This window comes from Sphingobium sp. S6 (assembly GCF_905120495.1).
Classification (GTDB): domain Bacteria; phylum Pseudomonadota; class Alphaproteobacteria; order Sphingomonadales; family Sphingomonadaceae; genus Sphingobium; species Sphingobium agri.
Genome location: NZ_CAJHOG010000001.1, coordinates 100,728 through 123,519, shown reverse-complemented (window position 1 = coordinate 123,519; position 22,792 = coordinate 100,728). Strand labels below are relative to the sequence as shown.

Here is a 22,792-nt window from a genome sequence, read left to right as displayed (position 1 = left end):
GCTTAACGATAGGGGGCATCGGCGGCAAGGTTCGCGGCAAGAGCGCGTTCCCATTTGTCGCCATTTTCAAGGAGCTTCGCCTTGTCGTAGATAAGCTCTTCGCGGGTTTCGGTCGAAAACTCGAAATTCGGCCCCTCAACGATCGCATCCACCGGGCAGGCTTCCTGACAGAAGCCGCAATAGATGCACTTCGTCATGTCGATGTCATAGCGCGTCGTGCGGCGGCTGCCATCGTCGCGCGGCTGCGCCTCGATGGTGATCGCCTGAGCCGGGCACACCGCTTCGCACAGCTTGCATGCGATGCAGCGTTCTTCCCCATTGGGATAGCGGCGCAGCGCATGCTCCCCCCGGAACCGCGGCGAAATCGGGTTCTTTTCATAGGGATAGTTGATCGTCGCCTTGGGCTTGAAAAAATATTTCAAGGTCAAAGCGTGCGCCTTCACAAACTCCCAGAGCGTGAAGGATTTGACGTAATAGCCGAGGCTCATTGAGCGCCTCCGTAGCGCGTAAACATCAGGAAGCCCGATACCAGGAAGACAAAGAAGAGCGACACCGGCAGGAACACTTTCCAGCCCAGCCGCATCAGCTGGTCATAGCGGTAACGGGGCACCGTCGCCTTCACCCAGGAGAAGACGAAGAAGAAGAACAGGATCTTGGCGAAAAGCCATATGATCCCGGGTACATAGTAAAGCGGCGCCCAGTCGATCGGCGGCAGATATCCGCCCCAGAAGAGAATGGCGTTAAGCGCGCACATCAGAATGACGTTCGCATATTCGCCGAGCCAGTAGAGCGCGAACGACATGGACGAATATTCGGTCTGGTAGCCCGCGACCAGTTCGCTTTCCGCTTCGGTCAGGTCGAACGGCGCTCGACCGGTTTCCGCCATGGCCGACACCAGGAACATGATCGACATCGGGAACAGCAGCGGATTGAACGCATGGCCGTTGATGAAGCCATAATAGCCGCGCTGGCTTTCGACAATCGCCGTCAGGTTGAAGCTCCCCGCCCACAGCACCACGCAGACCAGGATGAAGCCGATCGACACTTCATAGCTGATCATCTGCGCGCTGGCGCGAATGGCCGAGTAGAAGGGATATTTCGAGTTCGACGCCCAGCCCGCCAGCACGATGCCGTACACGCCGAGCGAACTGATCGCGAGGATGTACAGCAAGCCGACATTGATGTTCGCCAGCACCACGCCCGCCTGAAACGGGATCACCGCCCAGGCGATCAGTGCCACGGTGAAGGTGATGATCGGCGCGATCAGGAAGAGCGCACGGTTAGCGGCCGAAGGGATGATGGTTTCCTGCAGGAACACCTTCGCCCCGTCCGCAAAGGACTGAAGCAGCCCGAAGGGCCCGACGACGTTGGGACCACGGCGCAGCGCCATCGCCGCCCAAATCTTGCGATCGGCATAGATGATCATGGCCACTGCCAGCATCAACGGCAGGGCAATCACCAATATGCCGATCACCGTGGACAGCAGCCACGCTCCGTTGAAGGGAAGCCCCCAATTTTGAAAGAAAGCGGTCACTCTGCGGCCTCCGCGAAGCTTGTCCCGTGGATCAACTCGGCCGAGCATTGCTGCATCGTCGGGCTGGCGCGGCAGATGGCGTTGGTCAGATAGAAATCCTTGATCGGCGAACCGAACTCCCCGCTCGCCCCGGTGGGCAGCGACGGCACGGACCATCCATAATCGGCGAGACCTTCGCCCCCAAGCGCCGGAACCGCCTTGGACATCTCCGCCCGCAATGCGTCGAAGCTGTCGAACGGCAGCGTCGCGCCCAGCACTTCGGAAAGCGCGCGCAGGATCGACCAGTCCTCGCGCGCATCGCCCGGCGCGAACACGGCCTTTTCACCGCGCTGCACCCGGCCCTCCAGGTTGACATAGGTGCCCGCCTTCTCGGCATAGCTGGCGCCAGGCAGGATGACGTCCGCCGCATGCGCGCCCTTGTCGCCATGGTGGCCGACATAGACCTTGAAGCTGTCGTCGAATGCCGAATAATCGGCCTCGTCCGCACCGAGAGAGAAGAGCAGTTTCGGCTTGGCCGCAGCCACGGCCTTGATCCCGCCCGTGGTCGCATAGCCCAGCATCAGACCGCCCATGCGCGCCGCCGCGAAGTGCAGCACGTTATAGCCGTTCCAACCATCCTTGATCAGGCCCAGCGTCTCGACCAGCGCCAGCGTATCGCCATGCGCACCATCCTTGGCCAGCACGCCGCCGCCCACGATCATCGCCGGACGCGCCGCCCTGCCGAATGCCTCGACCACAGCTTCCGGAAGCTTCGCCAGCAGCGACGCATCATTGCCCAGCCATTCGACCTTGTAGGTCAGATCGACCTGCGGCCCGAGCGCAAAGACCTTCGCGCCCTTCTTGATCGCCTTGCGGATGCGCGTGTTCACCAGCGGCGCTTCCCAACGCAGGTTGGTGCCGACCAGCAGGATCACGTCCGCCGTCTCAATGCCATTCAGCGTCGTGTTGAAGTTGACCGCCGACAGGCTCGACACGTCATAAGCCAAGCCCGTCTGACGCCCTTCGAGCATTGTGCCGCCCAGCTTTTCGACGAGCAGCTTGCCCGCGAACATCGTCTCGCAATCGAGCAGGTCGCCCGCCAGCGCCGCAACCGACCCGCCATGCTGGACGGCGGCGATCGCCTTGAACGCCTCTTCCCACGTGGCGGGAACCAGCTTGCCATCCTTGCGCACGAAGGGCTTGTCGAGCCGCTTGCGCACCAGGCCATCGACATTGTGCCGGGTCTTGTCGCTCGCCCACTCTTCATTCACGTCATCGTTGATGCGCGGCACGGCGCGGAGCACCTGACGGCCACGACTATCGAGACGAATGTTGGTGCCGACCGCATCCATCACGTCGATCGCCGGGGTCTTGCGCAGCTCCCAGGGACGCGCTTCGAAGGCGTAGGGCTTCGACGTCAGCGCGCCGACCGGGCAGAGGTCCACCACATTGCCCGACAGCTCGCTCTTGGCAGCATGTTCGAGATAAGTGGTTATCTGCATATTCTCGCCGCGATAGATCGCGCCGATTTCCGGCACACCAGCGACTTCCTCCGCAAAGCGTACGCAGCGGGTGCACTGGATGCAGCGGGTCATGACCGTCTTGACGATCGGACCCATATATTTCTCGGTAACGGCGCGCTTATTCTCTTCGAAGCGGCTGCCGCCCCGGCCATAGGCGACCGACTGGTCCTGCAGATCGCACTCGCCGCCCTGATCGCAAATCGGGCAGTCGAGCGGGTGGTTGATGAGGAGAAACTCCATCACCCCTTCGCGCGCCTTCTTGACCATCTCGGTCTGCGTGAAGATTTCCTGATTATCGGCGGCGGGCAGCGCGCAGCTCGCCTGCGGCTTGGGCGGCCCAGGCTTTACCTCGACCAGACACATGCGGCAATTGCCCGCGATGGACAGGCGCTCATGATAGCAGAAGCGCGGAATTTCCTTCCCCGCCATCTCGCACGCCTGCAGGACCGTCGCGCCCGCCGGAACTTCGAGTTCTACGCCGTCTACTTTGACCTTGGGCATGATTACTCCGCTGCCTCCATGACGGGGGCGCTACCCTTATTCTCATTGATCCGCCGCTCGATCTCGGGGCGGAAATGCCGGATCAGGCCCTGGATCGGCCAGGCCGCCGCATCGCCGAGCGCGCAGATGGTGTGGCCTTCAACCTGCTTGGTGACCTGCTGGAGCATGTCGATCTCGCCGATGTCCGCCTCGCCCGAACGCAGCCGTTCCATCACGCGCCACATCCAGCCCGTGCCTTCGCGGCAGGGCGTGCACTGGCCGCAGCTTTCATGCTTGTAGAAGTAGGACAAACGGCTGATCGCGCGGACTATGTCGGTCGACTTGTCCATGACGATGACCGCTGCCGTGCCGAGACCCGACCCGAGCGCCTTCAGACCATCAAAGTCCATCGGCGCGTCCATGATCTGTGCGGCCGGAACCAGCGGCACCGACGATCCGCCGGGGATCACGGCCAGCAGATTGTCCCAACCACCACGAATGCCGCCGCAATGCCGGTCGATCAGCTCCTTGAAGCTGATGCCCATCGACTCTTCGACCACGCAGGGCTTGTTCACATGGCCGCTGATCTGGAACAGCTTCGTGCCCTTGTTTCCTTCGCGGCCGAAGCTGGAGAACCATTCCGATCCACGACGCAGGATCGTCGGCGACACCGCGATCGATTCCACGTTGTTCACGGTCGTCGGGCAGCCATAAAGCCCCGCGCCCGCCGGAAAAGGCGGCTTCAGGCGCGGCTGGCCCTTCTTGCCTTCCAGGCTTTCGATCTGCGCGGTTTCCTCACCACAGATATAGGCGCCCGCGCCACGATGGACGAAGACGTCGAAATCATAACCCGAACCGCATGCGTTCTTGCCAAGGAAGCCCTTTTCATAAGCCTGCTCGACAGCGGCGAAGAGTACCTTCGCCTCATAGATGAACTCGCCGCGGATATAGATGTAGGCCGCGCGCGCGCGCATCGCGAAACCGGCAACCAGCGCGCCCTCGATCAGCTTGTGCGGGTCGTGGCGGATGATCTCGCGGTCCTTGCACGAACCCGGCTCGGATTCATCCGCGTTAATGACCAGGAAGCTCGGACGGCCATCCTTGCTTTCCTTGGGCATGAAGCTCCACTTCATACCTGTGGGGAAGCCCGCCCCGCCACGGCCGCGCAGGCCCGAAGCCTTGATGCGCTCAATGATTTCGTCCTGGCCGATCTCCAGCAGCGCCTTGGTGTTATCCCAATCGCCGCGCTTCATCGCCGCGTCGATGCCCCAGTCCTGGAAGCCATAGACGTTGGTGAAGATGCGGTCCTTGTCGGCCAGCGGCGCGATGACGTCGCTCATTACCACTGCCCCCTATAGTCATGATTTTCGGAAACCATTTCCTTGAGCGTGGTCGGCCCACCTTCCGGGCAGCTCGTCTGACGCTCGATTTGCGGCCCAATCTTGGGCTGCTTGCCAGCGGCGAGATCGTCGAGGATCGCGCTCATGCTGTCATAGGTCAGGTCTTCGAAATTATCGTCGTTGATCTGCACCATTGGCGCATTGGCACAGGCACCCAGGCACTCGACTTCTGTCAGTGTGAACAGGCCGTCCGGCGTCGTGCCGCCCTTCACCAGCCCCTTGTTCTTGCAGGCCGAGAAGACATCGTCCGATCCGCGCAGCATGCAGGGCGTCGTACCGCAAACCTGCACATGATAGCGGCCGACCGGCGCAAGGTTGTACATGGTGTAGAAGGTCGCGACCTCGTAAACGCGCATGTACGGCATATCGAGCTGGTCAGCGATATATTCCATGACCGGCACGGGTAGCCAGCCCTGGGTCTGCGTTTCCGCACCAACCTGACGCTGGGCAAGGTCGAGCAGCGGCATCACAGCCGATTGCTGACGGCCGGCGGGATAACGCGCGATGACCTTCTTCGCCTGTTCGGCATTGTCCGCCGTCCACGCGAAATTGCCCCAGCGGGCGCGCGTTTCCGCTTCGTCAGGGATATGAACTGCGTCAGCCATTAGCGGTCACATTCTCCGAACACGATGTCCATCGCGCCAAGGACGGCGGTGGTGTCGGCCAGCATGTGGCCCTTCATCATGAAATCCATCGCCTGCAAGTGCGAAAAAGCCGTCGGGCGGATCTTGCAGCGATAGGGCGAATTGGTCCCATCGCTCACCAGATAGACGCCAAACTCGCCCTTGGGGCTTTCGGTCGCCACATAGACTTCACCCGCCGGAACGTGGAAGCCCTCAGTGTACAGCTTGAAATGATGGATCAGCGCTTCCATTGAGCGCTTCATCTCGCCCCGGCGCGGCGGCGCGACCTTTCGGTCAAGCGAGAGTACCGGACCTTCCGGCATCTCATTAAGGCACTGCTTCATGATGCGCGCAGATTGGCGGACTTCCTCGACGCGGACCATGAAACGGTCGTAACAGTCGAAATTGGTGCCGACAGGAATGTCGAAGTCCATGCGATCATAGACGTCATAGGGCTGCGACTTGCGGATGTCCCAGGCGATGCCCGAACCGCGCAGCATGGGTCCCGAAAAGCCCCATTTCAGCGCGTCTTCCTTGCTCACCACGGCAATATCGACGTTGCGCTGCTTGAAGATGCGATTGTCCGCAACGAGACTGATCGCGTCTTCGAACAAGCGCGGCAGGCGCGTGTCAAGCCAGTCGGCGATGTCTGTCAGCAGCTTCAGCGGCACGTCCTGATGGACGCCGCCCGGCCGGAAATAGGCCGCATGCATGCGCGCGCCCGACGCCCGCTCATAGAAATTCATGCAGTCTTCGCGCAGTTCGAACAGCCACAGGTTCGGCGTCATCGCACCGACGTCCATGACGTGGCTGCCAAGGTTCAGCATGTGGTTCTTGATACGGGTCAGTTCCGCAAAGAACACGCGCAGATATTGCGCGCGCAGCGGCACCTCCAGGTTCAGCAGCTTCTCGACCGCCAGCACATAGCTGTGCTCCATGCCCATGGGCGAGCAATAGTCGAGCCGGTCGAAATAGGGCAGCGCCTGAAGATAGGTTTTATATTCGATCAGCTTCTCGGTGCCGCGATGGAGCAGGCCGACATGCGGATCGCAGCGCTCCACGATCTCGCCGTCCAACTCCATGACAAGGCGCAGCACGCCGTGCGCCGCAGGATGCTGCGGACCGAAGTTGATCGTATAATTCTGGATCTCGGTATCGCCCAGCGTCGGATCGTCCGCGCTGGTCTTATGTTCGAGTTCGTCGAGATAGGTGGACATTAGCCTTTGTCCTCGGGCTTGGCGGCGCCTTTGCCTTCGTCGGTATTGTGTTCAGGCTGCACCGGAGCATTAGGGGACTTTTCATGCCCCTTGCGGTTCGCCGGTTCGCCCGCACCGGTATCTTCGGACTTTTCCGTCACCTTGGGCGTTGCGCCAGCAGGCTCTCCCTTCGGCGCGGCAGGCGGCGGAGGCGGAGCAGCGACGGGGGAAGGCGCGCCCGGAGCCTGCGGCGCCTTTTCATCGCCCGGCAGCACATATTCTGCGCCTTCCCACGGGCTCATGAAATCGAACTGGCGGAAATCCTGGGCCAGCTTCACCGGCTTGTAGACGACCCGCTTATCCTCTTCGGAATACCACATCTCGACATAGCCGGTCAGCGGGAAGTCCTTGCGCAGCGGATGCCCCTTGAACCCATAGTCGGTCAGGATGCGGCGCAGGTCGGCATTGCCCTCGAAGATCACGCCGTACATGTCGAACACCTCGCGCTCCAGCCAGCCCGCGACGGGCCAGATGTGCGTGACGGTAGGGACGGGCTGATCCTCGTCGGTCGTTATCTTGACGCGGATGCGATGGTTCCTGGTGACCGACAGCAGATGATAGCAGACCTCGAACCGCTCGGCCCGCTCAGGGTAATCGACGCCTGCGATTTCCATCAACTGCTGATATTCACCCTGAACGCGCAGGACATCCAGCGCCTCGGATAGCCGCTCGCGCACGACGGTGAAGCTCAGCTCATCGGCATGATCAACCGCTTCGATCAGCATCGAACCCAACAGTCCGGCGATCTTGTCGGCGAGCCCGTCCGGGTTCATGATCTTCGGTGCAGAATGACCCATATCAGCGCTCAATCGTCCCGATCCGGCGGATCTTCCGCTGCAACTGCATCACGCCATATAGCAGCGCTTCGGCAGTCGGAGGGCAACCCGGCACATAGATGTCGACCGGCACGATCCGGTCACAGCCGCGCACTACCGAATAGCTGTAGTGATAATAGCCGCCGCCATTGGCGCAGCTGCCCATTGAAATGACATATTTCGGATTGGACATCTGATCGTAAACCTTGCGCAACGCCGGAGCCATCTTGTTGCACAGCGTTCCCGCGACGATCATCACGTCCGATTGGCGCGGGGAAGCGCGCGGCGCGGCGCCGAACCGCTCCATGTCGTAACGCGGCATGTTGACGTGGATCATCTCCACCGCGCAGCAGGCGAGGCCAAAGGTCATCCACCACAGCGAGCCGGTCCGAGCCCATTGGAAAAGCTCTTCGGTCGACGTGACGAGGAAGCCCTTGTCGCTCACCTCACTGTTGAGCGCGTTGAAGAAATTCTGGTCGGGCTGCGTCCCCGCGGGCAACATCGTGCCGGGCGCGGGACTGGTCAGTTCTACTCCCAATCGAGGGCTCCCTTCTTCCACGCATAGACGAGGCCCAGCACCAGCTCCGCTATGAAGATCATCATCGTCGCCCAGCCGGCCCAGCCGATCTGATCCAGGCTGACCGCCCAGGGATAGAGAAACGCCGCTTCCAGGTCGAAGATGATGAACAGGATCGCGACCAGATAGAATCGCACGTCAAACTGGCTGCGCGGTTCCTCGAACGCCGGGAAGCCGCACTCATATTCCGACAGCTTTGCCGGATCGGGCTGATGCGCGCCCGTCAGGCGGCCGACCAGCATCGGCAGGAACACGAATGCCCCTGAAAGAAGCAAGGCGATCCCGAGAAAGATAAGGATCGGCAGATATTGGGCTAGATCGACCAACGGAATCCCCTGGGCGAAAATGAATATGGGCGCGCTTTAGGCCTGCCGCATAAGCGAAGCAAGGCCCCCCGCCATGAGAATGATTCGCAAGAGTTTGCTTCTTGTACGCAGAAACAATTGCCTGCCTCAGCGCAGCGCTCCGGCAACAAGCTTGTGCAGCTTGCTATGGATGGCGTCATTGCCCGCAATGACTTCCTTGCGCTCGATCGGCTGATCCCCGCCACGAAAGTCAGTGACGAAGCCCCCGGCCTCACGCACCAGCAATATGCCCGCAGCCACATCCCAGGGTTGCAAGCCACTTTCCCAAAAGCCGTCATACCGCCCGGAAGCGACATGAGCGAGATCCAGCGAAGCCGCGCCGAAGCGCCTTATACCGGCTACCGATGGACCGACAGCGCCGAAGATGCGCGTCCATTGGGCGAAATCGCCATGACCCATGAAGGGAATACCGGTGGCGATCAGGCAGTCGCCCAGATCGCGGCGCGCCGACACGCGCAGGCGCTGGTCATGCCGCCACGCGCCGCGGCTCTTTTCCGCCCAATAGCTTTCATCCGTCACCGGCTGATAGATGAGGCCGGTCGTCACTTCCCGCTTGTTGCCGCTATAAAGGGGCTCTTCCACGGCGATGGAAATCGCGAAATGCGGAATGCCATGCAGGAAGTTGCTGGTGCCGTCGAGCGGATCGATGATCCAGCGCGGCTTGTTGGGATCGCCCTCGATCACCCCGCCTTCTTCCAGCAGGAAGCCCCAGTCCGGCCGCGCTTTCTGAAGCTCCTCGACCAAGGTGCGTTCCGCCTGCTGATCGGCCTTGGACACGAAGTCCGCCGGTCCCTTGCGCGACACCTGCAGATGTTCGACTTCGCCAAAGTCGCGCCGCAGCTTCGCGCCAGCCTTGCGTGCGGCGCGTTCCATGACGGTGAGAAGGCCGGAATGGGATACCATTTACTTAATCTCCCCCCTCCCGCTAGCGGGAGGGGCCGGGGGTGGGCACGATTGCGTAGCAATCGCATGCAACGCTTTGAACGAGGCAAGGGCTCGCTGACGCTCGCGCCCACCCCTAACTCCTCCCGCCTGCGGGAGAGGAACAATCAGCAGTTCAATCCGCCCGCTTCACATATTCCCGCTCATACACATCGACGATGATGCGCGTTCCGGTCACGATATGCGGCGGCACCATGACGCGCACGCCATTGTCGAGGATCGCGGGCTTGTAGCTGGCCGAAGCGGTCTGCCCCTTCACCACGGCGTCCGCCTCGACCACGGTCGCCTCGACCGTTTCGGGCAGCTGTACAGAGATCGGGCGTTCCTCGTACATTTCCAGCATGACCATCATGCCGTCCTGCAGGAAAGCGGACGCGTCGCCCACCAGGTCCTGCGGCAGGTTGATCTGCTCATAGGTCTCGGTATCCATAAAGACGAGCATGTCGCCCTCGGCATAAAGATACTGGAAATCCTTGGTGTCGAGGCGGATGCGTTCCACCGTCTCGGCCGACCGGAAACGCACGTTATTCTTGCGCCCGTCGATCAGGTTCTTCAGTTCCACCTGCATATAGGCGCCACCCTTGCCGGGCTGGGTGTGCTGGATCTTGACGGCCCGCCACAGGCTTCCGTCATATTCGATATTGTTGCCGGGACGAATCTCGACGCCGCTGATCTTCATGGGAAGAGCCTGCCTATATGTCTGAAGGTGAAAAGAGCCGGCCTCATGTAAAAAGGCTGGCCGCGCCTCTACATCGTGCCGCCGATAAGGGCAAGTGGGCTCATCGGATCGGCCGCGCCAGCAAGGGGTAGGGATTGATCGCCCGCCCCCTGTACCATCGTTCCCCCGGCGCGATTTCATTGACGGCGAAATGCAGGTGCGGCGCCGCCGGATCGGCATTGCCGGTGCTGCCTACCGTTGCGATCTTCTGCCCCCGCTTCACCATCTGCCCCTCCGCCAGTCCGGGGGCATAGCCGTCCAGATGCGCATAATAATAGATGCGGCGGCCGTCGGGCGACCGCTCATAGATGGTCAACCCGCCATCCGCGCTGGTGAAAAGCTTCTCTATACGCCCGTCCGCGGCCGCCAGCACGGCCCTGCCACGCGCCGCCATGATGTCGATCGCATCATGCGGCCGGACACCACCTGCTCGCGCCTGGGTAAAGGTGTCGGTAAGCGCGCTTGGGGGCACGCCCTCGACCGGGATCAGCAGCGATCCAGCCTCAGCCGCGGCCGGGCGTTCCGACACGGCGCGCTGCTCAGGCCCGTCTCCCGGAACGATCCGAACGCACATTTTCAGGAACAGGAGCAGCAGCAGGACCGCGAGTAAAATGCCCAAACATCCTCGCCGTCCTGGCCTCCTCATGCCTGGAATACCGCCTTGACCCCGCTCTTCACCATTTGCGCCAGCCGCGCCGCATCCCAGTTGGTGAGGCGGATGCATCCATGGCTTTCGGTACGGCCGATCGTCTGGGGCTCGGGCGTGCCATGAATACCATAATGTTGCTTGGAAAGGTCGATCCAAACCACACCGACAGGCCCATTCGGCCCAGGCTTCAACACCGCCTTTTCATCCTTGGCGTCGGCATCCCAGAACAGGTCGGGATTATAATGGAAATCGGGGTTACGGCTGATCCCCTTGATCTCCCATGTGCCAAGCGGCAGCGGATCATGTTCCGATCCCATGGTCGCCGGGAACTGCGCGATCAGCTTGTTGGCCTTGTCGAAAACGCGCAGCACGCCGTCGGATTTGTCGACGACGACATGGTCGGCCTGCGGCTGGTCCTTCGCGACCGCCAGGCTGGCCAGCGTAGTGCCCCAGCCGCGCTCATCTCCCTCGATCTGGGCCACCGGCTGGTTGCCCACGGCAGGCACGCGCACGGTAGCTCCGGGCCCTAGCTTCGTGTTGGGTGCATTCAACGCCACCAGCACTTCAGGCTTGGTATGGAAACGCTCGGCCAGTTTTTCGATGAGGTTGCGATAGCCAAGCGCAGGCAGCTTGGCCTGATCGGCATATTCCTTGGGGATGGCGGTGAACGGCCCACGGGCGAACTCCGCAGGGATCGTCACCAGCCATGTAGCTGGCGGCGGCTTGTCACCCAGCAGGGCCTTGGCCGTCGCCTCATCATATTTGCCAGTCTCCGGCAGGCCCTTGGCCTCCTGGAAACCCTTCAGCGCGGCGGTGAAGGACATGCCCTCCTTCCCGTCCAGCACGCCGGGGGAAAAGCCCGCCCGGTCAAGCGCCACCTGCGCCTGCAAGATCGAATCCGCGCGCGCTGGCGTGCCGCCGGGCTCCGGAACGATGGTGAAGGCGTACGGATCGGACGCGGGCTTGGCTGCCGCGCCCTGCTGCGCCGCGTCCGTCTGGTTGCCAGGAGGCGCGCCCCCGCTTTCATTCGCGTCAGTGACAGACACCTTGCAAGCCGTGCAAAGCAGCGTGATCGCGAGCAGATATGTTTTCAAGGCAATGCTCTCCCGAAGTTCGGGAAGAGAAACGCGCAAAGCCCGGGAAAGCTTCCTCCCTCAATCAAACAGCGTCCAGCAAGCCTAATTAAAGCAGGGAAAATTCAATCCAAATATTCAACCCGCTCGGGCTGAGCCTGTCGAAGCCCCTTCCTTCCTCAAGAAATACGGAGCCTTTGACAGGTTCAGCGCGAGGGCGTCACCTCCTGGGCCCCACCAAGCACAGCCGAAAACGCTGCAACGCCCGCGCGCGGGCCATCCGGATGCGCCCACACCGCGCTGCTCACCGCCAGGAAGTCGGCCCCTGCTTCCACCAACGGCGCGGCATTGTCCGCCGTTACCCCTCCGATCGCGACACAGGGCAGTTCGAACAACGTGGTCCACCAGCTGAGGATCGAAGGTTCCGGCCGATGATGGGTTTCCTTGGTCGTGGTGGGATAAAAGGCTCCGAAGGCGACATAATCCGCCCCCGCCTCACCCGCTTCCATCGCTAGGTGGCGGCTGTCATGGCATGTGACGCCGATCTGCACCTTGGGCCCCAAAATCTTCCGCGCCTCTCGCGGATCGCCATCCCCCTGCCCCAGATGCACGCCATCCGCGCCCAGCCGCTTGGCCAGCGCGACGCTGTCGTTGACGATGAAGGCAACCTCCCGCTCCGCGCACAATTTTTGCAACGGCTCTGCCGCGCGGGCGATCGCGTCTTCGTCCAAACCTTTCAGCCGCAACTGGAACGCCGCAACCTTGCCGCCGTCCAGAGCCTCTGCGAGCTGCGTCACGAAGCCTTCATCGATCGCGGCCGGCGAGATCAGGTAAAGCTGGCAGGGCGGGCGGAAACCCTTTTCGAACTGGTCGGCAAAATGCGGGTCGAGCGCCAGCTCTTCGTCAGTGAAATCGGTCATGGGCAGCCCTTAGCGCGTTTCGACGTCCAAGGAAAAGAATGGAACCGCGTCCCGGTCCGGCGGCTTGTCCCATCATGATCAGGATCGGTTGCTCGGGATGGAACTATCGCCACTGGCGCGGCGCCTTCTACCCCGAAAAACTGGCGATGAAGCGCTGGTTCGCCTTCTACGCCGAACATTTCGGCACGGTGGAGATCAACAACAGCTTCTACCGCCTTCCAAAGCCGGAAACCGTCGACGGCTGGCGCGATCAGGCGCCGCCCGGCTTCTTCTATGCGGTCAAGGCAAACCGCTATCTCACACAGGCCCTGAAGCTTACCCATTGCGAGGAGCCGATGGAGCGGATGATGGCGTCCTTCCGCCATTTCGGCCCGACGCTGGGCCCAATCCTCTACCAGCTTCCGCCCAGCCTCACCTTCAATCCCGACCGGCTTGACAGCTTCCTCAAGCTCCAGCCGCCGGACATCGTCCCCGTCTTCGAGTTTCGCCACAGCAGCTGGTACGAACACACCACCTACGATCTGCTCGACCGCCATGGCGCAAGCTTCTGCGTACATGACATGCCCGGATCAGCGAGCCCGCGTATCGCCACGGGCCACGCCGCCTATGTTCGCTTCCATGGCGGGAAAGGCAAATATTGGGGCCGCTATGCCGAGGATGACCTGCGCGAATGGGCGGGTTGGATGAATGACCAGGCTCGCCAAGGCCGCGCCGTTTGGGCCTTTTTCAATAACGACATCAATGCGGACGCGATCCATGACGCGCAGGCGTTGAAGGCCATGGCCAGCTAGAGCATCGCCCTTATTGGCGCGATGTCGAAATGCAGCACATCTTCGCGTGAGCCAAGCTTTGTATAAAGCGCAACCGCGGGCTCATCCTCCAGATCGGCCTGCACATAGATGACCCATGCTCCAGCCGCGATGGCGATGGGACGTAGCGCGTCGATCAAGGCGGTGGCGATCCCCTGACGCCGCCGATCCGCCGCGACCGCCAGATCGTAGATATAGATTTCGCTGCGCTGCTGCTCGAACTTGCGCAACTCATAAGCGGCGAGCGCGCCAATGATCCGCTCACCCTCCACCGCCACCAGGGCGATAAAGCGCGGGTCGGCCAGCAGATCGCGCAGATAGCCATCTGACGGGGGCTGATCCGCATAGGATTGCGGATCGTCGAACACCTCAGCGAACAGCGCATTTGCCGCCCGCATCCTGTCGATATGCTCGCCGCCCAGGCGAAGGACGGCCTCTGGACCAATGTCGCCAGCGGCCGTCATGTCAGGTCAAGCCGCCTTGTTGGTCGAGGCAGCGTGGATTTCGTCGATCGCCTGACCGAGCGAGCCGTTGAACTCGTCCTCGCTCATCTGGTGGCGCAGGTCGTTCAGCAGCGCACGGCTGAAGCTCGCGATGATGCCGCGATTCTTGGCCAGTTCGACGCAGGCTTCTGCGCGCGAAAAGCCGCCGGAAAGCGCCACGACGCGCAGCACCTTGGGATGATCGACCAGCGGATCGAACAAGCCAGCCTTCGCGGGCAGCGACAGCTTCAGCATCACCTGCTGGCCTTCGGGCAGCGCGTCCAGACCCTTGAGCAGTTCCTCCAGCAGAATCTGGTCAGCCTCGGCGCGCTCGGGGCTCTTGATGTTGATCTCGGGCTCCAGCATCGGCATCAGGCCAGCGGCCAGCACTTGGCTGCCCACTTCGAACTGCTGCTTGACGATGGCCGCAATGCCCTCGCGGTTGGCGAGATTGATGACCGAACGCTCCTTGGTCCCGAATACGCCCAGCGACTTGGCGCGCTTCAGCAGCGTGTCGAGTTCAGGCATCGGCTTCATCATCTGAACGCCGTTCGCCTCATCCTCCAGGCCCTTGTCGATCTTGATGAAGGGCACCACGCCGCGCTCGATCAGCGCCTGAGGCACGGACTTGCCGCCCGCTTCGCCGTCCATCGTGCGTTCGAACAGAATCGCGCCGATCACCTTTTCGCCGGTGAAGCAGGGCGAGGTGATGATGCGGCTGCGCATGTCGTGGATGAGGCCGAACATCTCCTCGTCATTCCTCCACGCGCCTTCCTCGATGCCATAGCCCTTGAGCGCCTTGGGCGTCGAACCGCCGCTCTGGTCGAGCGCGGCGATAAAGCCGTTACCGGCCGCAATCTTGTTCTTCATATCCTGATCCAGCATCTGCACATACCTTCTCTGTTGGGTTGCGCCGCCCCTTCGGCGGCTTCAAAAAAGTGAAGAAAACCGCCATTTTTGGACGGCGGCTTCCGAAGTTCACACCATCAATGCGCTGACGCCCGGCAGCTCCTTGCCTTCCATCCACTCAAGGAAAGCGCCGCCAGCGGTCGATACAAAGGTGAAGTCGCCCGCCACGCCCGCATGGTTGAGCGCCGCGACCGTATCGCCGCCGCCCGCCACGGAGGTGAGGCCACCTTCCTTCGTCAGCGCTGCCGCCGTCTGGGCAAGCGCCACGGTTGCTTTGTCGAACGGCGCGATCTCGAACGCGCCGAGCGGCCCGTTCCAGACCAGCGTGCGGCAGTTCTTGAGCGCATCGCCCAGCGCCTCGACCGCCGCCGGGCCCACGTCCAGAATCATCTCGTCGGCAGCGACCTCATGCACATTGCAAGTCCGCACCGATGGCGGATTGGCCGCGAATTCCTTCGCCACCACCACGTCATAGGGCAGATGGATCGTGCAACCGGCAGCCTCGGCCTTGTCGAAGATCGCCTCGGCTGTCTCCGCCAGGTCCTTCTCGCACAGCGACTTGCCGACATCGACCCCGCGCGCGTGGAGGAAGGTGTTGGCCATGCCACCGCCGATGATCAGATGATCGACCTTCGCGACCAGGTTATTCAGTACATCAAGCTTGGTCGAAACCTTCGCACCGCCGACAACAGCCGCGACCGGCTTCACCGGCTCGCCGAGCGCCGCCTGCAACGCGTCCAGCTCCTTCTCCATGGAGCGGCCCGCAAAGGCAGGCAGCTTGTGCGCCAGCCCCTCGGTCGACGCATGGGCGCGGTGCGCGGCGGAGAAGGCATCGTTCACATAGAAGTCGCCGATCGCCGCCATGGCTTCCACCAGCGCCGGATCATTTTTTTCCTCGCCGGGATGGAAGCGGGTATTTTCCAAAATCGAAATGTCGCCCGGACGCATCACCGCGATGCCGTCCACCGCCGCTTCACCGCAGCAATCGGGAATGAACTGAACGTCGCGCCCCAACACCTGCGTCAGCGGACGCGTGATCTTCGACAGCGAATATTCCGGGTTCTTCTGCCCCTTAGGGCGACCGAAATGCGCCAGGATCAGCACCTTTGCGCCGCGATCGGCCAGTTCAAGGATCGTCGGCATCGCCGCCCGCAGGCGGGTATCGTCGCTCACCGATCCATCCTGCATCGGCACGTTCAAATCTTCGCGCACCAACACGGCCTTGCCGCTGATGTCGCCCATATCGTCCAGCGTCTTGAAGGGCTTGGCCACCATGATGCTCCCAGCCGCCCCTACCGTCATCCCAGCGAAAGCTGGGATCTCATGCCTCGGGCGGGACGTAGTCAAAAAAACGAGATCCCAGCTTTCGCTGGGATGACGAAAAAAGGGGCGAGCCACTGCCCGCCCCCCTCATTCTTACAGCAGCCCTGCGACCACGCCTGCGGTATCGATCATGCGGTTCGAAAAACCCCATTCATTGTCGTACCAGCTGAGCACGCGCACCAGATTGCCGTCGATGACGGCGGTTTCCAGGCTGTCGACGGTCGAGCTGCGCGGATCGCCATTATAATCGATCGACACCAACGGTTCGTCCGAATAGCCCAGCACGCCCTTCAGCGGACCCGCTTCCGAAGCGGCCTTCAGCAGCTGGTTCACTTCGTCGCGGTTCGTTTCGCGCTTGGCGATGAACTTCAGGTCAACGACCGAGACGTTCGGGGTCGGCACGCGCACCGACGAACCATCCAGCTTACCCTTCAGTTCGGGGAGAACCTCACCCACGGCGCGCGCGGCGCCGGTGGTGGTCGGGATCATCGACAGCGCAGCGGCGCGGGCGCGGCGCATGTCGCTGTGCAGCTGGTCCAGCGTGTTCTGGTCGTTGGTGTAGCTGTGGATCGTCGTCATGAAGCCCTTTTCGATGCCGATGGCATCGTGCAGGACCTTGGCCAGCGGCGCGAGGCAGTTGGTCGTGCAGCTGGCGTTGGAGATGACGACGTCATCGGCGGTCAGCGTTTCATGATTCACGCCGAACACGATGGTCTTGTCCACGCCGCCTGCGGGCGCGGAAATGATGACACGCTTGGCGCCAGCGGTCAGGTGGGCGCTCGCCTTTTCCTTCGAAGCGAAGATGCCGGTGCATTCCAGCGCGATCTCGACGCCCTGCGCCGCGTGCGGCAGCTTGGCGGGATCGCGTTCGGCGGTGACGGCAATGCGCTTACCGTTGATGATCAGCACGTCGCCTTCCGCGCTGACGTCGCCAGCCCAGTTGCCATGGACGCTGTCACGCTTGAACAGCAGGGCGTTTGCCTTCGCATCGCCCAGGTCGTTGATGCTGACCAGTTCCAGATCATGGTCGGTGCGCGACAGGATTGCGCGCGCCACCAGGCGGCCGATACGTCCAAAACCGTTAATTGCTACCTTCGTTGCCACTGCACTAGCCTCCTGATTGGTAGATGTTCTTAATGATCGAGCGCGGCCGCAACCTGCGGCGCGATCTTCGCCGCGGTCAGGCCAAAATGCTCGTACAGCACTTCCGCCGGAGCCGAAGCGCCGAATGTGTCGATGCCAAAACGCAAGCCCGCAATGCCGACATAGCGCTCCCACCCGAATGTCGTGCCTGCCTCAATCGAGCAGCGCAGCACATGGTGCGGAAGGAGATCATCCTTATACGCCTGCGGCTGCGCGTCGAAATGCGCCCAGCTGGGCATGGACACGACGTCCGCGCCGATACCCTGCGCTTCCAGCAGGTCGGCGGTCGCGACCGCGATCTCGACTTCGGAACCGGTGGCGATCAGCACGACCTTGCGGGTCCCCTTGGCGGCGCGCAGGCGATAGGCGCCCTTGGCACAGAGATTTTCGCTCGCCTTCTCGGTGCGCAGCTGCGCCAGATTCTGCCGCGTCAGCGCCAGCACCGACGGACCATCCTTGTCCTTCAGCGCCAGTTCCCAGCATTCCGCCGTCTCGACGATGTCAGCCGGGCGATAGACGTCCAGGTTCGGGATCATGCGCAGCGACATGACATGTTCGATCGGCTGGTGGGTCGGGCCATCCTCGCCAAGACCGATGGAATCATGCGTCAGCACATGGATGACGCGCTGCTGCTGAAGCGCGGCCAGGCGGATGCCGCCACGCATATAGTCGGAAAAGACCAGGAAGGTGCCGCCATAGGGAATGACGCCGCCATGCAGCGCCATGCCGTTCATCGCGCAGGCCATGCCGAATTCGCGAATGCCATAATAGACATAGCGGCCGGAATAATCGTCCTTGGTTAGCGGCCCGGTCGACTTGGTCTTGGTGTTGTTCGATCCGGTCAGGTCCGCCGAACCGCCGAGTGTTTCGGGCAACAGGTCGTTGATCGCGCCCAGCGCCAACTCACTCGCCTTGCGGGTCGCGACCTTCTGCGGATTGGCGATCAGCGTGTCGATATAGGCGTTGAGCGAGAAGTCGGCGGGCAGTTCACCCGCCATACGCCGCTCGAACTCGGTCTTCTGGCCATTGCCATCGAGACGCCCTTCCCAGGCAGCGCGTACTTCGGCGCCCTGCGAGCCGATGCGGCGCCATTCGGCGGCAACATCTTCGGGCAGGACAAAGGGCTCGGACGTCCAGCCCAGGAACTCCCGCGCCGCCGCGACTTCCTCGACGCCCAGAGCGGAACCATGGACACCCGACGTACCGGCCTTGTTGGGCGCGCCATAGCCGATCTTGGTGGCACAGGCGACCAGCGACGGACGCGGATCGGCCAGCGCTTCGTCAATCGCGCGGCGCACATCGGCGACATCATGGCCGTCGCACGACACGACATGCCAGCCGGTCGCGGCATAGCGGGCGCGTACATCTTCGCTGCTCGACAGGTCGACCGCGCCATCGATCGTGATCTTGTTATCGTCCCACAGCACGATCAGGCGGCCAAGGTTCAGGTGCCCGGCAAGGCCGATCGCCTCATGGTTGATGCCTTCCATCAGGCAACCGTCGCCCGCGATCACCCAGGTGCGGTGATCAACCAGATCATCACCGAACTGCGCGTTGAGGTGCCGCTCAGCAATCGCCATGCCCACGGCGGTGGCCAGGCCCGAACCCAGCGGCCCGGTCGTCGCTTCCACGCCAGCCAGCTCGAAATTCTCCGGATGCCCGGCGCAGGGGCTGCCGATCTGACGGAAATTACGGATATCCTCCATCGTCGGACGCGCATAGCCGGTGAGGTGCAGCAGCGCGTAGATCAGCATCGATCCATGGCCCGCCGACAGCACGAAACGGTCGCGGTCTGCCCATTTCGGCTGGGTCGGATCGAACTTGATATAGTCCTTGAACAGCACCGTCGCGACGTCCGCCATGCCCATCGGCATGCCTGGATGGCCGCTGTTCGCCGCCTGCACTGCGTCCATGGAAAGCGCCCGGATGGCGCTGGCGAGCGACTTTTCGGATACGGTCATCTAGGCTGGCTTCTTCCCTACTTGGCTCACGGCCCCCTGATGAGCCGGCGAATCGAAATCGGGTCCCCTTTGTCGCGTTGCACCCAAAGCGTCAACCATGGCAGGACCTTGGAGCGCGCCAAGCCGTCCAATGACAGCTTTTGCAAGGCGAAAACTTTGTTTATGCGTGGATCATGGCAAGCGATCGGATGATGCAGGCTATCGGCGCGCTGGAGCGCGCGGTGAGCCAGCTGGAACAGGATGTGCAGGGTCTCGCGGCTGCGGGTTCGGCCTCTTCGGCCTCCCCCGGCGTGGACCCGGTCGCCGCACGGGCGGCGCTCCGCTCGCTGGATGAACTTATCGCCGATCTGAAGGGGGAAAAACGTGGCTGAAACCACCCTCCAGATCGCCGGGCGTCATTATACGGTCCGCTGCCGCGATGGCGAAGAAGCGCATCTTGCTCATCTCGCCGGCTTGATCGAACGCAAGGCGCGCCTCGCCCAGCAGAATACGCCGGGCCTCACTGAAGTACGCACGCTGCTGTTCGCCGCCCTCTTCCTCGCCGACGAGCTCAATGACCTGAAGCGCGAGGCGATCGGCCGCCAGCAGAGCCTGGCGCTGGGCGATGACGACGAACTCGCCGTGCAAGCGATGGAGGCGCTGGCCGCGCGCATAGAAAAGCTGCGCGAGAGGCTTGTCGATCCGGAGCCTGGCGCCTAGATTACAGGCGACGGGCACTGCGCGATACGAGCTTTAGCGAACATCCCTGAGGCGATAATCACATCCACGGGGGCTGTCCCTGGGCGGGTTCCGGCCCGATCTACATGGTCCCCACCTGACGTTGAGGCGTCAGAGGATATTCCAGCAAACGGCCGAGGCGGTCCCGTCACCCTTCCTTGGCTCTCCCCAAACTCCGTTCGCGCCGAGCCTGTCGACGCACCGGTGCTAAATAATATCAATTTGCCGCGCGCTGCTCTAAACGCGAGCCCATGAGCGAAGACACCGACAAGACCGCCCTGCGCACCCTCGCCCGGACGCGCCGCCGCGCCTTCGTCCAGTCGCTCGACCCGCTCGCGCATCGGCTGGCCTTCAAGGCGATCCCCTCGCCCCTCGCCCGCCGCCTCGACAGCGCGCGGACGGTGGCGCTCTACATGGGGCTGGACGACGAAGCGCCCGCGCAGCGGCTTGCGCCTCAACTCGCGGCGATGGGCAAGACGCTTGCTCTCCCGCGCGTCATCGACCGGCTCGGCACCATGGATTTCCTCACCTGGACGCCGGAGGATCAGCTCCATCCCGGCCTTTACGGCACGCACCATCCCGAACCCAGCGGCCCGTCCGTCGCTCCGGACATCATCATCGCCCCGCTGCTCGCCTTCGACCGCGCCATGAACCGGCTGGGCCAGGGCGGCGGCTATTATGACCGCGCCTTCGCCCGCTATCCGGACGCCCTGCGGATCGGCCTCGCCTGGTCGGTGCAGGAGCAGGACGCCCTGCCCGCCGACCCGTGGGACCTGCCGCTCCACATCATCCTCTCCGAAGTCGAACTGATCGAAGGACCCGACGCGTGAACCGCCAGCCTGCTCCCTACGAACCCAGCTGGCGCAAGCCTGTGGGCATGCTCCTCATCATCGGGCTGATCCTGCTCTGGGCGGTGCTGGTGGGCAGCCTGTCGGGCATTATCGGCAGCCTGCCGATGATCGCGCAGGTGCCGGTTTATGTTTTCCTCGGCATCGTCTGGATCTGGGTGCTGCCCTTGAAGCGCCTGCTCGCCTGGATGGAAACCGGACGCTGGCGGCGCGGCTGACGCGCTCACAGCGCTGCTAAAACGCCCCACTCCGTCATCCCAGCGAAAGCTGGGATCTTGTGAGGAGAGGCCAAACGCCAGGGCCTGAGATGCCAGCTTGCGCTGGCATGACGACATATCAAAATTTCGGGATAAATCCGGCCCTTCAGGACCATCCACTCTTCCAAAAGAGTGGCGCGAGTGACGGGGCTCGAACCCGCGACCTCCGGCGTGACAGGCCGGCGCTCTAACCAACTGAGCTACACCCGCGTTCGGTGTGGGCGGGCATCTATGCGGGTGCGCCGGACCTGTCAACCGGCTCTTTCACCACTTTCTTCTTTCTCGTCATTTTCTTCGCGCGGCGCCACCGTCAGCGTCCCGCGCTCGAACAGGAAACCGGCGATATCCGGCGTCCCAGCGGCGGCCACCACGGTCTGGATGATGATCAGCAAAGGCACGCCCAGCAGCGCGCCCGGCGTCCCCCACACCCATCCCCAGAAGGTCAGCGACACCAGAATCAGCAGCGGGTTCATCGTCAGCCGCCGCCCCAGCACCATCGGCGTGATGACATTCGCCTCGACGAGGTGAAAGCCGATCTGCGTCACGGCAGGCGCCAGCGCCCGCCACACATCATCGAACACCATGAGCCCGCCGAGCGCCAGCAAGGCGGCCGCCAGCATCGGTCCGAAATAGGGCACAAAGTTGAGCAAGGCGACGATCCCGCCCCACATCAGCGGCGAAGGCATGCCGATTAACCAAAGCGCCAGCGCGACCGCCAGCCCCAGGCACAGGTTGATCGTCGCGATCGTCAACACATAAGCGGACGTCGCGTCGACCACATTCTGGATCACCCGCGCCACCGCCATGGCCCCATCGAAGCTGCCCCGGCTGTTGATCGTGCGCCGCCGCAGCCGCGTCCAGCCGGCGAGGAAGAAATAAATGATGAGCAGCGCGAACACCATCTGGATGATCGCCGAAGGGGCCGAGGTCGCGGCGAACTGCAACAGCGATCGCGGCGCATCCACCGCCGCCGTCTGCGCCGCCGCCACCGGTCCGGTCGCCAGCATCTGCACCGTTTCGTCGACGAAATGCTGCAATTGGGAATAAAAATCGATCAGCGGCGCCAGATTATCCTGAATCTTGGGCAGACGCTGCGGCAACAGCCTGAACCAATCGGTCGCCGGAACCACGATCAGCACCAGCGCGGTATTCGCGACCACGAGGAATGCGATCACCGCCGCCAGCGCCGCCACCGCAGAAGGCACCCGCCGCCGCTCCATCCATTCCAGGAACGGCACCAGCGCAATGGCGATCACCACCGCGGCCGTCAGCGGCAGGAAGAATTCTGCGCCCTCGCGCAAGGCGAAGGGCATGGCAAGAAGCAGCCCAACCCCGGTCGTCAGCGCGATCGACGCCAGCAGCCGATCCCGCCGCCGGTTGATTTCCTGCTGTTCATGAGGTGTCACGTAATGGTCGATCCTGCCCGCATGTCTGCCCTGCCCGCATTTCTGCAATGTGTACCGGGCCGCAACAGCGCGTCAATTTCAAT

Annotated in this window: 25 protein-coding genes and 1 tRNA gene; 5 read left to right on the top strand and 21 right to left on the bottom strand. The window is 62.6% G+C overall.

The genetic code is table 11. The features are described 5' to 3' along the window. Positions 1–2: 2 nt before the first annotated feature. From nuoI to thiE, 14 genes are all read right to left on the bottom strand, one after another. Complete coding sequence (gene nuoI, locus SPHS8_RS00660) at positions 3–488, bottom strand: NADH-quinone oxidoreductase subunit NuoI (protein ID WP_097091199.1); 486 nt, start codon at positions 486–488, stop codon at positions 3–5. After that, a complete protein-coding gene (gene nuoH, locus SPHS8_RS00655) occupies positions 485–1,534 on the bottom strand; it encodes an NADH-quinone oxidoreductase subunit NuoH (protein ID WP_097091198.1) in 1,050 nt (349 codons plus the stop codon). The genes nuoI and nuoH overlap by 4 nt, the downstream gene beginning before the upstream one ends. Beyond that, positions 1,531–3,537 (bottom strand): NADH-quinone oxidoreductase subunit NuoG, encoded by a 2,007-nt coding sequence (gene nuoG / locus SPHS8_RS00650; protein ID WP_201513461.1) that lies wholly within the window; start codon positions 3,535–3,537, stop codon positions 1,531–1,533. The genes nuoH and nuoG overlap by 4 nt, the downstream gene beginning before the upstream one ends. A 2-nt stretch (positions 3,538–3,539) precedes the next feature. Next, positions 3,540–4,856 carry an NADH-quinone oxidoreductase subunit NuoF gene (gene nuoF, locus SPHS8_RS00645; protein ID WP_201513460.1) on the bottom strand — a complete coding sequence of 439 codons (1,317 nt, stop codon included), beginning with the start codon at positions 4,854–4,856 and terminating at the stop codon, positions 3,540–3,542. Next, positions 4,856–5,521 carry an NADH-quinone oxidoreductase subunit NuoE gene (gene nuoE / locus SPHS8_RS00640; protein WP_201513459.1) on the bottom strand — a complete coding sequence of 222 codons (666 nt, stop codon included), beginning with the start codon at positions 5,519–5,521 and terminating at the stop codon, positions 4,856–4,858. Before nuoE ends, nuoF begins: the two co-directional genes overlap by 1 nt. Further along, positions 5,521–6,756, bottom strand: coding sequence for an NADH-quinone oxidoreductase subunit D (locus SPHS8_RS00635; protein WP_201513458.1), 1,236 nt, complete (start codon positions 6,754–6,756; stop codon positions 5,521–5,523). The genes nuoE and SPHS8_RS00635 overlap by 1 nt, the downstream gene beginning before the upstream one ends. Beyond that, positions 6,756–7,592 carry an NADH-quinone oxidoreductase subunit C gene (locus tag SPHS8_RS00630; protein ID WP_201513457.1) on the bottom strand — a complete coding sequence of 279 codons (837 nt, stop codon included), beginning with the start codon at positions 7,590–7,592 and terminating at the stop codon, positions 6,756–6,758. The genes SPHS8_RS00635 and SPHS8_RS00630 overlap by 1 nt, the downstream gene beginning before the upstream one ends. A 1-nt stretch (position 7,593) precedes the next feature. Beyond that, a complete protein-coding gene (locus tag SPHS8_RS00625) occupies positions 7,594–8,148 on the bottom strand; it encodes a NuoB/complex I 20 kDa subunit family protein (protein WP_380800685.1) in 555 nt (184 codons plus the stop codon). After that, entirely contained in the window at positions 8,139–8,513 is a 375-nt protein-coding gene (locus SPHS8_RS00620) for an NADH-quinone oxidoreductase subunit A (protein ID WP_097091191.1), read from the bottom strand. The genes SPHS8_RS00625 and SPHS8_RS00620 overlap by 10 nt, the downstream gene beginning before the upstream one ends. A 126-nt stretch (positions 8,514–8,639) precedes the next feature. Continuing rightward, positions 8,640–9,455, bottom strand: a complete 816-nt coding sequence (locus SPHS8_RS00615) for an inositol monophosphatase family protein (protein ID WP_097091190.1) — start codon at positions 9,453–9,455, stop codon at positions 8,640–8,642. 154 nt (positions 9,456–9,609) lie between these two features. After that, complete coding sequence (efp, locus tag SPHS8_RS00610; protein WP_066515524.1) at positions 9,610–10,173, bottom strand: elongation factor P; 564 nt, start codon at positions 10,171–10,173, stop codon at positions 9,610–9,612. A 100-nt stretch (positions 10,174–10,273) separates the two neighbouring features. Then, positions 10,274–10,858, bottom strand: a complete 585-nt coding sequence (locus tag SPHS8_RS00605; RefSeq protein ID WP_201513456.1) for a M23 family metallopeptidase — start codon at positions 10,856–10,858, stop codon at positions 10,274–10,276. Continuing rightward, a complete protein-coding gene (locus tag SPHS8_RS00600; RefSeq protein WP_201513455.1) occupies positions 10,855–11,955 on the bottom strand; it encodes a L,D-transpeptidase family protein in 1,101 nt (366 codons plus the stop codon). Before SPHS8_RS00600 ends, SPHS8_RS00605 begins: the two co-directional genes overlap by 4 nt. A 185-nt stretch (positions 11,956–12,140) precedes the next feature. After that, on the bottom strand, positions 12,141–12,854 hold the full coding sequence (thiE, locus tag SPHS8_RS00595) for a thiamine phosphate synthase (RefSeq protein WP_201513454.1): 714 nt from the start codon (positions 12,852–12,854) through the stop codon (positions 12,141–12,143). 74 nt (positions 12,855–12,928) lie between these two features. Here thiE and SPHS8_RS00590 point away from each other — a divergent pair, with 74 nt between their 5' ends. Then, positions 12,929–13,645: a DUF72 domain-containing protein gene (locus SPHS8_RS00590; protein WP_201514826.1), complete on the top strand. Its 717-nt coding sequence runs from the start codon at positions 12,929–12,931 to the stop codon at positions 13,643–13,645. Here SPHS8_RS00590 and SPHS8_RS00585 read toward each other — a convergent pair. From SPHS8_RS00585 to tkt, 5 genes are all read right to left on the bottom strand, one after another. Further along, the gene (locus SPHS8_RS00585; protein WP_380800706.1) at positions 13,642–14,109 is read right to left on the bottom strand and encodes an AAC(3)-I family aminoglycoside N-acetyltransferase; all 468 of its coding nucleotides are present in this window, start codon (positions 14,107–14,109) and stop codon (positions 13,642–13,644) included. The genes SPHS8_RS00590 and SPHS8_RS00585 overlap by 4 nt on opposite strands. Before the next feature lie 24 nt (positions 14,110–14,133). Then, positions 14,134–15,030 carry a fructose bisphosphate aldolase gene (locus SPHS8_RS00580; RefSeq protein ID WP_201514825.1) on the bottom strand — a complete coding sequence of 299 codons (897 nt, stop codon included), beginning with the start codon at positions 15,028–15,030 and terminating at the stop codon, positions 14,134–14,136. Between the two features lie 93 nt (positions 15,031–15,123). Next, positions 15,124–16,329, bottom strand: a complete 1,206-nt coding sequence (locus tag SPHS8_RS00575; protein ID WP_201513452.1) for a phosphoglycerate kinase — start codon at positions 16,327–16,329, stop codon at positions 15,124–15,126. A 141-nt stretch (positions 16,330–16,470) separates the two neighbouring features. Further along, the gene (gap, locus tag SPHS8_RS00570; RefSeq protein ID WP_201513451.1) at positions 16,471–17,481 is read right to left on the bottom strand and encodes a type I glyceraldehyde-3-phosphate dehydrogenase; all 1,011 of its coding nucleotides are present in this window, start codon (positions 17,479–17,481) and stop codon (positions 16,471–16,473) included. A 29-nt stretch (positions 17,482–17,510) separates the two neighbouring features. Then, positions 17,511–19,481, bottom strand: a complete 1,971-nt coding sequence (gene tkt, locus SPHS8_RS00565) for a transketolase (RefSeq protein ID WP_201513450.1) — start codon at positions 19,479–19,481, stop codon at positions 17,511–17,513. Positions 19,482–19,654: 173 nt separating this feature from the next. Between tkt and SPHS8_RS00560 the strand changes: the two genes are divergently transcribed. The 4 genes from SPHS8_RS00560 (at position 19,655) to SPHS8_RS00545 (ending at position 21,264) form a co-directional block, all read left to right on the top strand. Then, the gene (locus SPHS8_RS00560; protein WP_236574903.1) at positions 19,655–19,852 is read left to right on the top strand and encodes a hypothetical protein; all 198 of its coding nucleotides are present in this window, start codon (positions 19,655–19,657) and stop codon (positions 19,850–19,852) included. Next, positions 19,845–20,180 (top strand): cell division protein ZapA, encoded by a 336-nt coding sequence (locus SPHS8_RS00555; RefSeq protein ID WP_097091181.1) that lies wholly within the window; start codon positions 19,845–19,847, stop codon positions 20,178–20,180. Before SPHS8_RS00560 ends, SPHS8_RS00555 begins: the two co-directional genes overlap by 8 nt. Positions 20,181–20,449: 269 nt before the next feature. Next, positions 20,450–21,028 (top strand): 5-formyltetrahydrofolate cyclo-ligase, encoded by a 579-nt coding sequence (locus SPHS8_RS00550; protein WP_097091180.1) that lies wholly within the window; start codon positions 20,450–20,452, stop codon positions 21,026–21,028. Next, positions 21,025–21,264, top strand: a complete 240-nt coding sequence (locus SPHS8_RS00545) for a DUF2842 domain-containing protein (RefSeq protein ID WP_255254702.1) — start codon at positions 21,025–21,027, stop codon at positions 21,262–21,264. The genes SPHS8_RS00550 and SPHS8_RS00545 overlap by 4 nt, the downstream gene beginning before the upstream one ends. Before the next feature lie 172 nt (positions 21,265–21,436). On the opposite strand, the gene SPHS8_RS00540 is transcribed toward SPHS8_RS00545, so the two are convergent. Next, positions 21,437–21,513 (bottom strand) — tRNA-Asp (locus SPHS8_RS00540). 41 nt (positions 21,514–21,554) lie between these two features. After that, positions 21,555–22,709: an AI-2E family transporter gene (locus SPHS8_RS00535; RefSeq protein WP_097092717.1), complete on the bottom strand. Its 1,155-nt coding sequence runs from the start codon at positions 22,707–22,709 to the stop codon at positions 21,555–21,557. Positions 22,710–22,792: the final 83 nt, after the last annotated feature.

Bases quoted from the DNA above. Each gene is read 5' to 3' on its own strand.
- nuoI (WP_097091199.1), bottom strand. From the start codon at position 488: ATGAGCCTCGGCTATTACGTCAAATCCTTCACGCTCTGGGAGTTTGTG.
- nuoG (WP_201513461.1), bottom strand. From the start codon at position 3,537: ATGCCCAAGGTCAAAGTAGACGGCGTAGAACTCGAAGTTCCGGCGGGC.
- nuoF (WP_201513460.1), bottom strand. From the start codon at position 4,856: ATGAGCGACGTCATCGCGCCGCTGGCCGACAAGGACCGCATCTTCACC.
- nuoE (WP_201513459.1), bottom strand. From the start codon at position 5,521: ATGGCTGACGCAGTTCATATCCCTGACGAAGCGGAAACGCGCGCCCGC.
- SPHS8_RS00635 (WP_201513458.1), bottom strand. From the start codon at position 6,756: ATGTCCACCTATCTCGACGAACTCGAACATAAGACCAGCGCGGACGAT.
- SPHS8_RS00630 (WP_201513457.1), bottom strand. From the start codon at position 7,592: ATGGGTCATTCTGCACCGAAGATCATGAACCCGGACGGGCTCGCCGAC.
- SPHS8_RS00615 (WP_097091190.1), bottom strand. From the start codon at position 9,455: ATGGTATCCCATTCCGGCCTTCTCACCGTCATGGAACGCGCCGCACGC.
- efp (WP_066515524.1), bottom strand. From the start codon at position 10,173: ATGAAGATCAGCGGCGTCGAGATTCGTCCCGGCAACAATATCGAATAT.
- SPHS8_RS00605 (WP_201513456.1), bottom strand. From the start codon at position 10,858: ATGAGGAGGCCAGGACGGCGAGGATGTTTGGGCATTTTACTCGCGGTC.
- thiE (WP_201513454.1), bottom strand. From the start codon at position 12,854: ATGACCGATTTCACTGACGAAGAGCTGGCGCTCGACCCGCATTTTGCC.
- SPHS8_RS00590 (WP_201514826.1), top strand. From the start codon at position 12,929: ATGATCAGGATCGGTTGCTCGGGATGGAACTATCGCCACTGGCGCGGC.
- SPHS8_RS00580 (WP_201514825.1), bottom strand. From the start codon at position 15,030: ATGCTGGATCAGGATATGAAGAACAAGATTGCGGCCGGTAACGGCTTT.
- SPHS8_RS00575 (WP_201513452.1), bottom strand. From the start codon at position 16,329: ATGGTGGCCAAGCCCTTCAAGACGCTGGACGATATGGGCGACATCAGC.
- tkt (WP_201513450.1), bottom strand. From the start codon at position 19,481: ATGACCGTATCCGAAAAGTCGCTCGCCAGCGCCATCCGGGCGCTTTCC.
- SPHS8_RS00560 (WP_236574903.1), top strand. From the start codon at position 19,655: ATGGCAAGCGATCGGATGATGCAGGCTATCGGCGCGCTGGAGCGCGCG.
- SPHS8_RS00550 (WP_097091180.1), top strand. From the start codon at position 20,450: ATGAGCGAAGACACCGACAAGACCGCCCTGCGCACCCTCGCCCGGACG.